At 36.0% G+C, this 14,887-nt stretch carries 10 protein-coding genes, 1 pseudogene and 2 riboswitches; of the genes and pseudogenes, 9 read left to right on the top strand and 2 right to left on the bottom strand.

The window, feature by feature from the left end; all coding sequences use genetic code 11:
• Window positions 1-16 precede the first annotated feature (16 nt).
• From KBP50_RS15240 to KBP50_RS15220, 5 genes are all read left to right on the top strand, one after another.
• Window positions 17-1,333 (top strand): MFS transporter, encoded by a 1,317-nt coding sequence (locus tag KBP50_RS15240; protein WP_050351309.1) that lies wholly within the window; start codon window positions 17-19, stop codon window positions 1,331-1,333.
• 163 nt (window positions 1,334-1,496) lie between these two features.
• A complete protein-coding gene (gene rhaB, locus KBP50_RS15235; protein WP_050351308.1) occupies window positions 1,497-2,912 on the top strand; it encodes a rhamnulokinase in 1,416 nt (471 codons plus the stop codon).
• 1 nt (window position 2,913) lies between these two features.
• Window positions 2,914-4,170, top strand: coding sequence for an L-rhamnose isomerase (gene rhaA / locus KBP50_RS15230; protein ID WP_050351307.1), 1,257 nt, complete (start codon window positions 2,914-2,916; stop codon window positions 4,168-4,170).
• Window positions 4,171-4,264: 94 nt separating this feature from the next.
• Window positions 4,265-5,104 carry a rhamnulose-1-phosphate aldolase gene (rhaD, locus tag KBP50_RS15225; protein WP_050351306.1) on the top strand — a complete coding sequence of 280 codons (840 nt, stop codon included), beginning with the start codon at window positions 4,265-4,267 and terminating at the stop codon, window positions 5,102-5,104.
• Between the two features lie 198 nt (window positions 5,105-5,302).
• Window positions 5,303-6,082 carry a DeoR/GlpR family DNA-binding transcription regulator gene (locus KBP50_RS15220; protein WP_050351305.1) on the top strand — a complete coding sequence of 260 codons (780 nt, stop codon included), beginning with the start codon at window positions 5,303-5,305 and terminating at the stop codon, window positions 6,080-6,082.
• 91 nt (window positions 6,083-6,173) lie between these two features.
• Here KBP50_RS15220 and KBP50_RS15215 read toward each other — a convergent pair.
• Window positions 6,174-7,519, bottom strand: a pseudogene (locus KBP50_RS15215) (transposase).
• A gap of 656 nt (window positions 7,520-8,175) precedes the next feature.
• Window positions 8,176-8,259, top strand: a riboswitch (cyclic di-GMP riboswitch).
• Between the two features lie 221 nt (window positions 8,260-8,480).
• On the opposite strand from KBP50_RS15215, the gene KBP50_RS15210 reads away from it, so the two are divergent.
• Window positions 8,481-9,770, top strand: coding sequence for a globin-coupled sensor protein (locus KBP50_RS15210; protein ID WP_050351304.1), 1,290 nt, complete (start codon window positions 8,481-8,483; stop codon window positions 9,768-9,770).
• Window positions 9,771-10,482: 712 nt separating this feature from the next.
• Window positions 10,483-10,586: riboswitch (TPP riboswitch) on the top strand.
• Between the two features lie 157 nt (window positions 10,587-10,743).
• Window positions 10,744-11,334 (top strand): energy-coupled thiamine transporter ThiT, encoded by a 591-nt coding sequence (gene thiT / locus KBP50_RS15205; protein WP_050351303.1) that lies wholly within the window; start codon window positions 10,744-10,746, stop codon window positions 11,332-11,334.
• A 274-nt stretch (window positions 11,335-11,608) separates the two neighbouring features.
• On the opposite strand, the gene KBP50_RS15200 is transcribed toward thiT, so the two are convergent.
• Complete coding sequence (locus KBP50_RS15200) at window positions 11,609-12,331, bottom strand: 3-ketoacyl-ACP reductase (protein ID WP_050351302.1); 723 nt, start codon at window positions 12,329-12,331, stop codon at window positions 11,609-11,611.
• Between the two features lie 451 nt (window positions 12,332-12,782).
• Here KBP50_RS15200 and KBP50_RS15195 point away from each other — a divergent pair, with 451 nt between their 5' ends.
• Entirely contained in the window at window positions 12,783-12,935 is a 153-nt protein-coding gene (locus KBP50_RS15195; RefSeq protein WP_156875347.1) for a hypothetical protein, read from the top strand.
• A gap of 294 nt (window positions 12,936-13,229) precedes the next feature.
• A complete protein-coding gene (locus KBP50_RS15190) occupies window positions 13,230-14,822 on the top strand; it encodes a sigma-54-dependent transcriptional regulator (RefSeq protein WP_050351301.1) in 1,593 nt (530 codons plus the stop codon).
• Window positions 14,823-14,887 lie beyond the last annotated feature (65 nt).

The raw sequence follows: 14,887 nt of genomic DNA, 5'->3' as shown, positions 1-14,887 counted from the left end.
ATAGGAGGAAAGGCTAATGAGTAAAAGAAGGTTCGCAGCAAAGGAAGTCACAGGTTGGAAGGCTACTATAGCAATTTCGATGGCAAATTACATTGAAGCTGGATCTATCATTGCGGCTGCTAGCAGCCTAACAATGTGGCAAGCGTATCTGCAAATAGATAGTATTGGTGTTGGCTTATTAAGTGCATTAAGCGCGAATGCTTTAGGTGCAGCTTTAGGTGCGTTGATTGGCGGTCCTTTAACTGATAAATATGGCAGAAAACTAATTTTTAGCTATGATTTATTAGTCTATATGATTGGTGTTCTCTTAATTGCAGTTTCCGTAAATTTTCCAATGTTACTTCTCGGAACAATCATTACTGGAATTGCGGTAGGTGCTGGTGTTCCAGTTTCTTGGACATATATAGCTGAAGAATCACCAGAAAGTAAGCGGGCTGCGCATGTTGGAACAGCACAGTTAGCATGGTCAATTGGTCCAATGATTACATTTGCTTTAGCAGTTCTACTAGCACCATTAGGTTTAATGGGGTCAAGAATTATTTTTTTCCATCTCTTTATAATAGCGGGTATTTCTTTATATATTAGACGCGGTCTCCCTGAATCAAAGATTTGGGAAGAGCAACAAGCCAAAGATTTGAAAGACAGAAGTAAGGGCATTAAACAAAGAAGCTCTTTTAAAGAATTAATTTCGTTAAAACCAAATAGGGAAGCATTGTTTTTATTATTAGGCATTTACTTATTTTGGAATTTAACCGCTGGTGCAATGGGCTACTTTATGCCTTATATTTATGAAAATGTAGGCGGATTAAGTAACCAACAAGCTAATTTACTTCAAGCATTCTTATGGATGTTTACCGTAATTACTACTTACCTGATATTTATGAAGTTAGGAGATAAATATAGCCGCAAATTAATATTTGGTATCGGTGCTTTGATGGGAGTCATAGCTTGGATCATCCTTACTTTTATGCCGATGACATGGCCAACCCTAATTTCATTTGTTGTCCTATGGGGATCTGCTGCTGGAATAGGTGCTCAAGCATTTTACGCATTATGGACAAGTGAATTATTCCCTACAAGATATCGTGCTACAGCACAAGGCTGTATGTATTTTATTGTTCGTACAGGTATTGCCTTATGGTCGTTTATATTACCAACAATTATGGCAACTCTTGGATTTAAAGTTGCAGGTATCGTAATGATTGTTTTTCTTGTAATTCATATGGTAATTGGTATTATACTTGCGCCAAATACGAGAGGAAAATCATTACGTCAAATAGAGGAAGAACGTTATGGGAACTTAACAACATCAGAAGAACACTATACGGTGTAAAAATTTTTAGATAAACAAAACATAATAAATAAACATAAATATTTATTTGTGTTGATTTTTGTTTATTAATATTTGAATATCATTTATTATAGTTAAATAAGGTTGAATTCGTATAGCGATTACTATAATCTGATGTATTCTTGCAAAATTGGAAGGTGAGATCATGCATTCTTGCAGTTTGGCAGTAGATATAGGAGCTTCAAGTGGCAGAGTAATTGCCGGATTTTTACAAGATAAGAAAATTATTTTAGATGAAGTTTATCGATTTGAGAATAGATTAATTCAAAAGAATGGATATTTTTGCTGGGATATAGAGAAGCTGTTTGCAGAAGTAAAAAAAGGAATTCACCTGACTAAAAAGAAAGGCTTAATACCAGTAAGTATTGGTGTCGATACATGGGCGGTTGACTTTGTTTTATTAGATGAAAATGACGAACTGCTAATGGATGCTGTTTCGTACCGTGACCCAAGAACAGACGGCATGTTGGATGAGGTATTTTCAATATTTAGTAAAGAGCTTTTATATTTAGAGACTGGAATACAGTTTCAAAAATTTAATTCTATTTATCAGCTATATTATGTAAAGAAAAAATATCCAGAGCTATTAGAAAAAGCAAAAACGTTCTTAATGATTCCCGATTACTTTCATTATTTATTAACTGGAGTAAAAGTAAATGAGTATACCAACGCAACGACAACACAGTTGATTAATGCTTTTACTAAGAAATGGGATAGAGATTTATTGAAAAAATTAGAAATAAATGATCAAATATTTCAACAGATTTTGCTCCCAAAAGAATCTATCGGTCGCTTAAGACCACAATTAGTTGAAGAATTTGGTTTTGATATGGAGGTAATACTCCCGGCTACACATGATACTGCATCAGCTGTACTTGCTGTTCCGGAAACGGATGAAACAATCTTTATCAGTTCAGGAACATGGTCACTGATGGGCGTTGAAAACCGCTTTCCTATATGTATTACAAAAGCATTAGACTATAATTTTACGAATGAAGGTGGGTTTGATTATCGCTATCGTTTTTTAAAAAACATCATGGGGCTTTGGATGATACAAGAGGTGAAACGAAATTATAAAGATCAATATAGTTTCGCTGATTTTTCTGACATGGCTGCAAAAGAAAAGGATTTTTATGCCATTGTTGATGTAGATGATGACCGATTTTTAAAACCAAATAATATGATTAGGGAAATTCAATTGTATTGTAAGGAAACAGGGCAATCCGAACCAACAACACCGGGACAAGTTGCGAAGTGTGTATTTGATAGTTTAGCAATCAGTTATAAAAATACGATTGAACAGATTGAAGAAATTTACGAAAAGAATTTTAATCAAATAAATATTATTGGCGGAGGTTCTAAAAATAAGCTTTTAAATCAATTAATTTCAGACATAACAGAAAAGGAAGTAATTGCAGGACCGTCAGAGGCAACAGCAATTGGAAATATAATATCTCAACTAATTGCGTTAGAGCAAATTGAAGATATTCATGAAGCCCGAAACATCATAAAGAATTCCTTTGTATTAAAAACGTTTAGAAAGAGAGAAGGAGGAAAATAATATGTCTACATTTGAAAACTATCAACTTGCAAAAGCACAGTATGAAAAATTAGGGGTAGATGTTGAAGAAGCGCTAAATCATTTAAAACAAGTACCTATCTCCATTCATTGCTGGCAAGGAGATGACATTTCCGGGTTTGAGGTAAACCAGCAAGAACTATCAGGGGGAATCGACGTAACCGGTAATTATCCAGGGAAGGCGAGGACACCTGAAGAACTAAGGAATGATTTGGAAAAGGCACTTTCTTTAATACCGGGTAAGCATCGAGTTAACTTACATGCCATTTATGCTGAGACGAATGGAGAAGTTGTTGAAAGAGATAAATTGGAACCAAAGCATTTTAAAAAATGGGTGGAGTGGGCAAAAAGTCATGACCTGGGATTGGATTTTAACCCAACTTTATTTTCACATCCAATGGCAGCAGATGGCTTAACACTATCTCATCCAAATAAAGAGATACGGGAATTCTGGATTCGTCATGTTATTGCTTGCCGAAAAATTGGTGAGTATTTCGGAAGAGAATTAGGTACTCCTGCACTAACAAATATTTGGATTCCTGATGGATATAAAGATATCCCGAGTGATCGTTTAACACCAAGAAGAAGATTAAAAGAATCATTAGACAAAATTTTTTCTGTGCAAATAAATGAAAAATATAATGTGGATGCTGTAGAGAGCAAATTATTTGGAATAGGCTCAGAAGCGTATGTCGTAGGCTCACATGAATTCTATTTAGGTTATGCCTTAAAAAATAACAAATTATGCTTATTAGATACGGGACATTTCCATCCAACAGAAGTGGTTTCTAATAAAATCTCTGCAATGCTTTTGTTTAGTGATGAATTAGCTCTACATGTTTCAAGACCCGTACGTTGGGATAGCGACCATGTGATTATTTTAGATGATGAATTGCGCGAAATTGGGTTAGAAATTATCCGTAATGAGGCGTTAAATAAAGTAAGGATCGGGCTTGATTTCTTTGATGCCAGCATTAATCGTGTAGCAGCTTGGACAATCGGAACAAGAAATATGATTAAGTCACTATTATATGCCTTACTTACTCCAAATGATTATTTAAGAGATTTACAAGAAAAAGGCAATTTCACAGAAAGGTTAGCCTTGATGGAAGAGCTTAAAACATATCCTTTTGGTGCAATTTGGGATTATTACTGTGAAGGAATGAAAGTTCCTACAGGTATGGCATGGCTTGACGAAGTTAACAAATATGAAGCAGCTGTCCTCACAAAAAGAGACTAATCTTAAAACATTTTTAAAATTTTTACTAAATGTAATGAACAACTTTCGGTAATTATTTATCGATATAGAATTTTTCAGAGGAAGGAACAGACATATGAAAGAAGTAAATGGAAACAAACAGGCAATTTTAGATGCGCCATTCGTACGCGAGATGATACAGAATACTTATGATATGTGGCGTCTTGGTTGGGACGAGTTAAATGGTGGAAATATTAGTTATCTGTTAAACGAAGAGGAAGTCACACCTTATTTAAATAAGGATCAAGTAATTCGCACCATACAACTAGACTATCCAGTTACTGAACTCGCTGGTAAATACTTTATAGTTACAGGATCAGGGAAATACTTTCGGTTTATTAAAGATGATCCAGAGGAATCTTTGGGTATATTGCGAATAAGTTCTGATGGAAAAGTGGTTGAACTATTATGGGGACTTGAAGGAAATAGTCAGCCTACCAGTGAACTTCCATCTCACTTTATGAGCCATATTTCCAGGTTGAAGCAAAATCCTGACCATCGAGTCATTATGCATACGCATACGACAAATCTTATAGCAATGACATTTACACATGAATTAGATGAAGTAAATTTCACAAGAACGCTGTGGAAAATGTGTACCGAATGTCTAGTTGTTTTTCCAGAAGGTGTAGGTATTTTACCTTGGATGGTACCTGGAACAGATATAATCGGGGAAGAAACGGCTAAAAAAATGAAAGAGTTTCGCTTAGTTATTTGGCCGCATCATGGAATTTTTGGAGCGGGTAAGTCCCTTGCGGAGGCATTTGGATTAATTGAAACAGTGGAGAAGGCGGCGCAAATTTACATGTTAGTTAGTTCCCATCAAGGCGGGATTAAACAGGATATTAAAGATGAACAATTAAGAGATTTAGCGAAGCGATTTGCTGTTACTCCACCTGAGAAGTATTTCTTATAATAATTGAAAAAATGGGCAAATGAATGAGCAAAGGTTTTTTCCTTTGCTCATAAATTTTTTAGATATAGAATAAAAAGAAAAGGTATGTAACAAGCGAAAATATAACATGCTGGTTGTATTCTAAACCATTTATATTATAATAATATTTGGATATACATCATTTTTTTGGTATATTTTTAGTAAGAAAGTTGGGATATCATGCTTATAGCAGAAAGGCAACAAAATATTGTAAGAGTTGTAAATGAACGAAAAAGTGTCCGTGTTTCGGAATTAAGTGAGATATTCTCTGTTACAGAAGAGACGATTCGTAGGGATTTAGAAAAGCTTGAAAAAGAGAAAAAGTTATTAAGAAGTCATGGTGGCGCTATAAGTATGAACCCCAGTGATTCACTTGAGATTCCTTATAAAGAACGAGAGATAATAAACGTTGCTGAAAAGCAGAATATAGCTTTAGAAGCGGTTAAGCTTGTAAAAGAGGGAGATAATATTATTCTCGATGCTAGCACAACGGCATGGTATATGGCTAAATCTCTACCTGACATACCAATCACAGTACTTACAAACTCTATAAAAGTTGCTATGGAATTAGGTGATAAAAAACAAATCACCGTAATTTCAACTGGTGGAGCATTGCTTGGAAAATCATTATCCTTTGTTGGACCACTTGCTGAGGCGTCTTTAAGTAATTATTACGTAAATAAAGCGTTTATATCATGTAAAGGTTTGCAAATTGAAAGAGGAATTAGTGAATCTGATGAACAGCAAGCGAAAATAAAGAAAAAAATGATAGAAAGTACTTCGCAGGTATATATCATGGTTGATTATAGCAAAATAGGTAAACAGGCATTTTCTTTAATAACCGGTATAGAAGATGTTGATTATATCATTACGGATACTAAGGCTGATAAGGTGTCTGTACAGAATTTAAAAGAAAAACAGTTAAATGTAATTATAGCGCAAGACTCAATCAATACTTAAATCATTTAAATAATGAGTCAATTTCATAATTGCTCTTTTTAAAAATACAAAGACTAACAGAATTTTAAAATTGTATTTTAAAAAACAGAAATCATGTAGCTTGTTGCTGATTGAATTGGGCATTTATACGATCTACTGCTAGTTTTGAAGCGTTATAAATAAGTGTAACCATATCAAAATGGACTTTCGCACGTTCTCCAGTACGATAACGAACATGGTTAAGCTGAAAGAATTCCTTGAGATAGGCATTCACACGTTCTACAGCAGTACGACGTTTGAAAATGTTTTTCCAAGCCTCTGAACCGCGAGCTGGAGCGGTATATTTCCGAAGGTCTTGGGTTATTTTTACTTTATAAACCTTTTGACAGATGCCTTCGTTGGCTAAAGGACAATCATTACATTCTTTTGGTCTCGTGTATTTTAATGTCTCATACTTAGAATCAAAGCTATCATAACGATAAGAATGCTCACGAAAACAGGTTGAGGAAAAGTGCTTATCATAACCAAGAGGCTCCCCTTCATTTCGCTTGTTGTAAGCAATCACAGATTGTTGGCCCATTCGATGTACTTGTTCGTAAATCGGTTCATAATCATAACCAGCATCCATTGTGTGGTACTGTAAAGATAGTTGAGGAAAGCGTTCATGAAGTCCCTTCAGTAATGGGATAGCTGCCTTTCCATCATTTAAACTTCCTGATGAAAAGAGAGAATCTAAAATGTATTGACTAGATGTGCCAACGACTAAGTGAGCCTTGTAGCCAAACCAAAAGACATTCTTTCCTTCCGAATTCTTTTTCACTCCCCACTTGGGATCTTGAGGAACTCCGGCACGTAATTCAGCTAGAGGAACATCTAATTGTGCTTCTATTTTCTTTTCATACAAAGGCAAGTTAGCTTCCTTTTGAGCTTCGTCTTTTAACCACCCGTCACGCTCTTCTTTCGATTTACGGCCACGTTTTTAGGTTCGGACGTTGGTTTGTCTTCTTTTGGTGGTGCTTGATCACGGGCTTCAACATGACAGGCATCGGTAGCAGCAGTATCATTCTGAATAAAACCTTCTGCGATAGCTGATGTACCATATTTTCCTTTTCCGTTTCTAATAGGTCACACGCCATTAATTTCGTTACAAGCCGAGAATAGGAGGCTTCTGAAGGAACGGCGTCGGATACAAGGAATCCACCATTCCATTTAAAGGCAATATCCTCATTGAGGCGTTGAATAAGATCCTTTATTGTCGGGATTGTTCCACATATCTTACTGCAAAGGAAATAATCATGGCTGCATAGTTCAGTTCTTCCGGTGCGCCAAGTCGTGACTTCTTAGTTACTGCATGGTAAATTTCATCTAAATTTATTGCAGCAATAATTGCTTCATATTTTTGGGTAGGTTCCATATCGTATAATTCTCAAATAAACTTGGTTGTCGTATAATGGTCATAGGAAGTATTCCTCCAGTCTGTATTGGATGTTTTTGTCAACTACCATTATACAAGACTTGGGGAGGTACTTCCTTTTTCATGTCTCAAACCCATTGGGACATAAGAGCTAAGAATTATGAAATTCATACAAAAGTATAAAATTAGGCGCTTGAGGATAACGAAATAACCGAAGCCACGTCCGGCGCAAGCGCCCAGCAACGATTTCGACTTTAGAAATGCGCCCTACGATAAGTCATCATCGGTTCGTCGCCTCACCGTGATTCCTTTATCTCAGTTGATTCGTTCCATTCGCTACGTTGCTAAACGGGCGCTTGCGCCTTTGTTCCACTATAGGAAAGTATAATATTTTTTGGTTTATAGTATAAGAAAAACAAAGGCTTCCGCCATAAGACTTGGCGACAAGCCAAGTTTTTCTAAAAAGATATTTCTATCGCCTATCCTACAATTTAATCTAGATCACCCTTGTTAAGATATTCTACATACATGCAAAGTGGGACTCTTGCATAGATAATCGAAAGTTGATAATTTTCTTTAATATATTTTAAAGTTTGTCGAATTACGCGATATTTGTCACAGAAATAGTTGACAACAAAAGTTTATGATTGATAATATGTACCTATATAATGTGATTCATAAAGAACTGCATCAATATAAATTTTTATGAGGGAGCAAAGATGTGCGATAATATGTGGGCACCTTAAATCGCATGGAGCTAGTGGTGCAACCGACCTCTACGTAAATATTATTATTTATGTAGGGGTTTTTTAATAAATTATTAATTGCAAAAAGGCATAGCATGTAAGGTTTTGTGATTTTATTTATTTATTTAGTTAATTATTTGACTATTTTTAACTGGGGGAATTTTAAATATGATTGACGGTTTGAAAGCTTTTCCGTAATATAATTGCACTACAGTTAAGGAATTATCGTTTACTAATCTATCGTACAGGGGGAAAACTTATGTTTTTTAAACAAAAACAAGACAAACAATGGTTGCAAGCATTTACGGAAGCAGAAGTTGTCATTAATATACATGATGCATCTGTTTTACAAAAGATGGAAATGACTCATCTTACAGAAACAGATCTGAAGCGGTTAAAAAGTCTACAGCCACTTATAGTGAAAAATATGGATTTGCTTGTTGAATCATTTTACTCGACTATTTTACAATTCAACCATTTACGCCGAATTATTGAAAAATATAGCACGATTGACCGTTTACGTTTAACGTTAAAGCAATATGTCAACGATTTGTTTAAAGCGGAAATCAATCAGGCATATTTAGAAAAACGTTTCGCTATTGCGAAGACGCATTATCGAATTGGTTTACAACCTGCCTGGTATATGGGGGCATATCAGAATTTACATAATACTATTATTCATTTGATTTATAGTGAGATGAAAGATACTGCGGAATTTCATGCTACGCTTGTGGCTGTAAATAAAATCATAAGTTTTGAACAGCAAATTGTCTTAGAGGCGTACGAACAGGAAAATATGAAAAAAATGGATGAAAAATATAAAGCGGGTAAAGACTGGCTTAAGGATAAAATGACTGCAGTCAGCGAGGAACTTGTAGCAATAGCCGAGGAAAATCATGCTTCTGTAGAGACAATTAGTACAAATATAAACGAAGTGAATGAAGCGACAGAAAAAAGTACATATCAAGCAGAAAAAGCTAAAGAAAAAGCACTGGAAGGTCAAGAACAATTAGATGAACTGTTTAACACCATGAAGTATATGGAAAAAACGGCGAAGCAAATAACTCAATCCTTGGATAATTTTGATCAATCATCAAACGAAATTGCAACAATTATAGCTATGGTACAAAAAATTGCCGATCAAACAAATTTATTAGCTTTGAATTCTTCTATTGAAGCGGCAAGGGCGGGCGTACATGGAAGTGGGTTTGCCGTAGTTTCCAAGGAAATTGGCAAGTTAGCAGAGCAAACAAAGCAATCCATCACACAAATAACCTCACTCATATCAACCTCAAGCCAAGTTAGTCAATGGACGAAAACATCTATGGGAGAAATAGAAGAGGCAGTTGGATTAAGTATGTCGTTTTCGGAAGCTACGCAACAATCTTTTCAGCATTTAGTAAAGACCATTCAATTGAATGAGCAAGAAGCAAAGATTGTGCTAAAAGAAATGAACGAATTCAAACAAGTCGTTCATGAAATGGAACGAGCTGCTTCTAGTGTTGTAGTAGCTGCTGAGCAATTAAATGAAGCGACAAATAAGGCATAAACGCATTCGAGAGTGGGCAAGAGATGATAGAAATTGTTTTTTAGATGACAGTTGATTGAATGAAGAGAAAGGCAGCGAACTTAGACAATCGAAATAGCGACTGCAAGTAGTTTACAATCTTAATTTATCAATATGTACTCGGATTTAAATCAAGAGGAGCTGATTATCGATGATGTGGGTCCACCGCTAGTAAAAGAGAGAAACTTGTATTTTTTACACTATAGGAAAGCTTGTTCTTTACGATCATTGATTGTGAAGGAAATAAGATTATGTTTTGTTAAGAACTGGAAGTTTTTTAATTGAAATCAAAGGTATACTTTCCATATTTTAAGTACGATGCTGAAATGATAGGGGCTTTCTGTATCATTTTCATGACAGTAAATGATGCATCTGTCTTGAAAAATGCGAGTAATACGATTTGGCTGATGTAAGCCGATATAGAAATGTTGAGCGCAGGAGGGTGTTAAGTGCTTAGCATAATGTATTACACGTGCATTGTTATTTTTTTAAAAAAAGGTAGTAGCATTTTTAATCAAAAAGCGAGATTTCTTAATACAGAAACATTCATGCAATAGAGCAATTTGAATTTATAAAAATGAGTTATCGGTTTTGATGGTATTACTATGGTCGTTTCAAGGCAAAGGCGTTTATAAAGAGCAGAAAGCTGTTCAAAAAACAAATTATTTATTATAATAGATGAAATCAAATACATAGAAACCACAAGGGGAGCCTTTTAGGCTGAGATAGAACGATTGAGTTCGGACCCTTTGAACCTGTTTAGTTAGCACTTGCGTAGGGATGTGGGCAACAAAGATTAGGTTAACTCATCAAAGTCTCATTCGCTTTTAAATGCATGAAGAATTCTGTATTTATAGAGAATGACTGTAGGGTGATCCTTTCTGCACAAATAATGAATCCACGTTTATATTAGCTATGCTTCCCTTGAGGTTTCCGTGAAAGGGGAGCATTTTTAATGATAAATGTAAGATTATTGGTGATGATTGAGGCAGCTTTCTTCGCCGCATTTGCAATGATTCTAGATTTTTTACCTTCGATTAAATTATCACCCGCTATTTCCATTTCCTTTGCAATGGTTCCGATTTTTATTCTGACATTTCGCCGGGGAGTCATAGCAGGGGTGTTATCTGGTTTCTTATGGGGCCTATTGCAAGTAATGCTAGGAGATGCATATTATTTAACACCTCTACAATTTTTAATTGAATATTTTATTGCCTTTGCATTTGTTGGCTTTGCTGGTTTATTGTACCCTGTCATTCAAAAAAATGTTCAAAATGGAAATAAAAAAGTTGCATTGGCCTGGGTGGTGGCAGCAACATTAGTAGGCAGTATCGCGAGGTATTTCTGGCATTTTCTTGCAGGAGTCATCTTTTGGGGAAAATATGCACCTAAAGGTATGTCGCCAGTCGTATATTCATTCATTGCAAATGGGGCGACTATGCTAGGCGCGTTTGTGTTCTGTTCTGTCGTTCTTGTAGTCCTTTTAGCAAGTGCGCCAAGATTAATTCAGACAGATGAGTTTACGGCAAAAAGGAAAGCTTCTTAATTGTCTTAGGTAAATCTAACAATAGCTGTAGAGCCGATTGCTGCTCATGCATAGAAGGAGAAGTGAATGGGCAATACTTTTTACGCAGGATTTTTTGCATTGGCATGTATCTTTTTCCATTAGAGTTATTCTTATACTTGGTTTCGTGCAGTTGAAAATCAATATTAACCACTATTCATTTCTAAAATACCGTCACCTAGTATAGTAATAAATATCTACAAAAAACTGTTGCAAACGATTCATATAAGTCGCTTTGCAACAGCTTTTTATTAGCTTAAAACGGATTCGTCGCCCACTGTAGCGATTGTTTAATAAAGATTCGCGGATGTAATTTCAATTGAGCAACCATATATTCAGCTAGATCCTCTGGCTGCATGTATTTATCTTCGTTCTTTTCCGCTAACTGGTCACCAAAGGCAAGCTCAGTAGCAACAAGGCTTGGATTTAAGGTGAAAACTCGAATGTTATTTCTTCGTACTTCTTGCATTAATGCTTCGGACATACCTTGGATAGCAAACTTGGAAGCACTGTAAGAAGTTGATCCTGCTGTGCCTTTTAATCCGTTACTGGAAGAAATCATAATAATGTCGCCTTGATTTTTCTTGATCATTTGTGGCAAAACAGCGCGAGTAACATGATACGTGCCGAATACATTGACCTCAAATGTATGTTTCCACGCTTCTGGTTCCATTTTAAGAAAATTTCCATGAGCCCCAATACCGGCATTATTAATCAAAATATCTGCAGATCCAAGGGAACTTTCTAGGTCGTTTATTGCTTGATTAATTTCTTCTGAATTTGCAATATCAGCGACTGCATAACTAGCCTTTACCCCATACGCTGTGGCTTCTTTTACAGCAGCTTCGAGTTTGCTTTTTGTCCGCGCGATTAATCCGACATGTACGCCTTCTTTAGCTAAGGCAAGCGCAGTAGCCCGACCAATTCCGCTGCCAGCACCTGTAATATAGGCAACTTTTCCTTTAATCTCCTGTCCCATGATATATCATCCTCCCTATTACCTCTTATTGTAAGTATAAATAAGAGAAAACGTAGATTCAAAAAATAGCTTTGAGATGGAGGGAATAGGGAAGGAAAATGTTGAAAACAATCACACTAAATGGATAGAATCTTTAACAAAACCATCTCCATTCGAACAAGAGACTTCTCGATAAAGCAAGTGTCGTTGCATATAGACTTCTTCGATTTGGATCAGGTTTTCATCATAAATCATACGTGTACAGCGTGGATTAAGTTAGCCAAACATAATTCAAGCTACCTTTACCGTAAATTCAGCTATTTGTTTATGAACGTAAGTACCCTGGCTTCAAGGCTGAGCGGTAGAATGACTTGATCATGAAGGACCGAAAGTCGCACACCAACATATAGTGTATCGCAGCCTGAAAGTCGAGCGTCGTATTCGGGAGGTCGTGCACCAAGACGTAAAAGTCGTGCATCGAATTGAGGAAATCACGCAGCGCATCGAAAAAGTTGAGCGCCGCATCCGGGAGGTCGCACACCAAAGTGAAAAAGCTGAGCACCACAGCCGAGAAGTTACGCATCGAAGTGAGGAAGTGGCGCACCAGAAATATGAAAAGATTTGATCCATCTAAAAATGTTTTACGTAACAAGTGAAAAACTTATTTTCTGAATTGGGCAAGGCAGTGGATAGTGAAGTGGTAGCTTTACTTTTTTGTTAAGTTGAAAATAATGGTTTTTTACATAATAATTTCCATTAAATTATAGCAAGTTAAATACGCTGATAGCTGTTTTTATATGCTCTTCATGTACAATTGAATCTTATTTATGTCATAATAGACTTGTTTAATATGGAAACAAATGAGGGATGAACGTTATTAAAAGCTCTACTAATCGCTCCTTATCCTGGGTTGGCTGAGATGGCTAAGAAAGTAAAAACACCTGATTACATAGATGTTCATATTGAAGTGGCTAACTTGGAAGAAGGTGTGAAATTAGCACAAACTGCTGAAGAAGATGGTTATGAATTAATTATCAGCCGTGGCGGGACAGCAACAATGATACAGGAAAAAGTCTCATTGCCTGTTGTACCAATTGATATTACAGGTTACGACATGTTGCGGGTGTTTACATTAATAAAAGAAATGAATAATAAAGTAGCTCTGTTAGGATTTGCGAATATATCACGAGGTGCAGCTACATTATGTGATATTCTGGAGTTTAATGTAAAAATGATTACAATACAGTCAAGGGATGAAGTAAAGCGCCATTTATTAGAACTGAAACAAGCAGGCTATTCAGTGGTTATTGGGGATGTTGTTACGGTACAAGAAGCAAAACAAATAGGATTACGTGGGGTGCTGATTACTTCTGGAAAAGAAGCGCTAATGGATGCTTTTGAAGAAGCTAAGCGATTATACGAGCTATTTTATAAAAGTAAAACATCTGCTAATTATGTGAATGATGCCATGAACAACATGCCGATACCAATTGCTGTTAGTGTGCAAAACCAAATAATATATAAGAATAACGCTTTTAAGTCTTTAGAACATAAAGATGTCTTAACACAAGATAAGCAATTACGGGAACTCGTAAATCAAGTACTTTACACTGGAAAAGAGCAGTGGGGGCAACTGAACATAGCTAATCTGTATTATCTTGTGCAAGCGTATTGGATAAAAGATGAAGCATTGGCGGTCGGAATTTTTATCCATAACGTGTTCTCTCTCAAGAATGAGAATACATATATGTTAGATAGTAATCCTTCACATCTTCCAATAATTGGTGAAAGCGAAACAAGTAAATTGCTGTCTAGACTAATTCAGATACATGCGGATAATAAAGCTGCTCTGTGTATTTACGGAGAACCTGGGGTAGGGAAACGCACTGTTGCAAGAAATATTCATTTTCAGAGATATGGCAACGGTACACCATTACTAGAGGTGACTTGCTCTCTATTAAATGAGACAGAAATAGCGCATCTTCAAACAATTCTACGTTCTATGAAAGAAGGAACATTGCTTCTAAATGAGATAGACCAAACAGATCGTGGTTTACAAGATAGGTTATTAAAACTCCTGCAACAAAAGCCAATTGACATAAAGTTAATTTCGATTACAACTGCGCAACTGGAAATATTGGTGAAACAAGAGCTATTTTTAATAGAACTATACGAGAGAATAATTGCTAACTTTATGCATATTCCACCGCTAAGGCAGAGGAAAAGAGATATCCCCCTGTTTATACATTATTTTTTAGCTGAATTTCATGCTGCGGATGGGGGCGAAGCTCTAGGGATTAAAGGTCATGCAATAGAGTATTTAATGGAATTTGATTGGCATTTAAATTTACTTGAATTAAAAAAAGTGTGTAAAACATTGAGTGTGCAAACCTCTGGATATTATGTTGAATTGGATGATGTGAAAAAAGTAATGCAAATGACGTTAGGATGCTCACAAGGTGAGAGGAAGTTGCTTGAAAGCGACGCAGGTCGCTTAGGAAGGCAACAATGAAGTCGCCCGCAAATGACTTAGGATGCTCACAAGTGAAAGGAAGTTGATCGCAAAAGTGTTAGATG

The organism is Virgibacillus pantothenticus (assembly GCF_018075365.1).
Taxonomy (GTDB): Bacteria; Bacillota; Bacilli; order Bacillales; family Amphibacillaceae; genus Virgibacillus; species Virgibacillus pantothenticus.
The sequence above is the reverse complement of the archived record's forward strand: the minus strand, read 5'-3'. Positions and strand labels throughout refer to the sequence as shown.

What these genes read in the sequence shown, in the direction of transcription:
- KBP50_RS15240 (WP_050351309.1), top strand. Translation starts at nt 17, where the DNA reads ATGAGTAAAAGAAGGTTCGCAGCAAAGGAAGTCACAGGTTGGAAGGCT.
- rhaB (WP_050351308.1), top strand. Translation starts at nt 1,497, where the DNA reads ATGCATTCTTGCAGTTTGGCAGTAGATATAGGAGCTTCAAGTGGCAGA.
- rhaA (WP_050351307.1), top strand. Translation starts at nt 2,914, where the DNA reads ATGTCTACATTTGAAAACTATCAACTTGCAAAAGCACAGTATGAAAAA.
- rhaD (WP_050351306.1), top strand. Translation starts at nt 4,265, where the DNA reads ATGAAAGAAGTAAATGGAAACAAACAGGCAATTTTAGATGCGCCATTC.
- KBP50_RS15220 (WP_050351305.1), top strand. Translation starts at nt 5,303, where the DNA reads ATGCTTATAGCAGAAAGGCAACAAAATATTGTAAGAGTTGTAAATGAA.
- KBP50_RS15210 (WP_050351304.1), top strand. Translation starts at nt 8,481, where the DNA reads ATGTTTTTTAAACAAAAACAAGACAAACAATGGTTGCAAGCATTTACG.
- thiT (WP_050351303.1), top strand. Translation starts at nt 10,744, where the DNA reads ATGATAAATGTAAGATTATTGGTGATGATTGAGGCAGCTTTCTTCGCC.
- KBP50_RS15200 (WP_050351302.1), bottom strand. Translation starts at nt 12,331, where the DNA reads ATGGGACAGGAGATTAAAGGAAAAGTTGCCTATATTACAGGTGCTGGC.
- KBP50_RS15190 (WP_050351301.1), top strand. Translation starts at nt 13,230, where the DNA reads ATGGCTAAGAAAGTAAAAACACCTGATTACATAGATGTTCATATTGAA.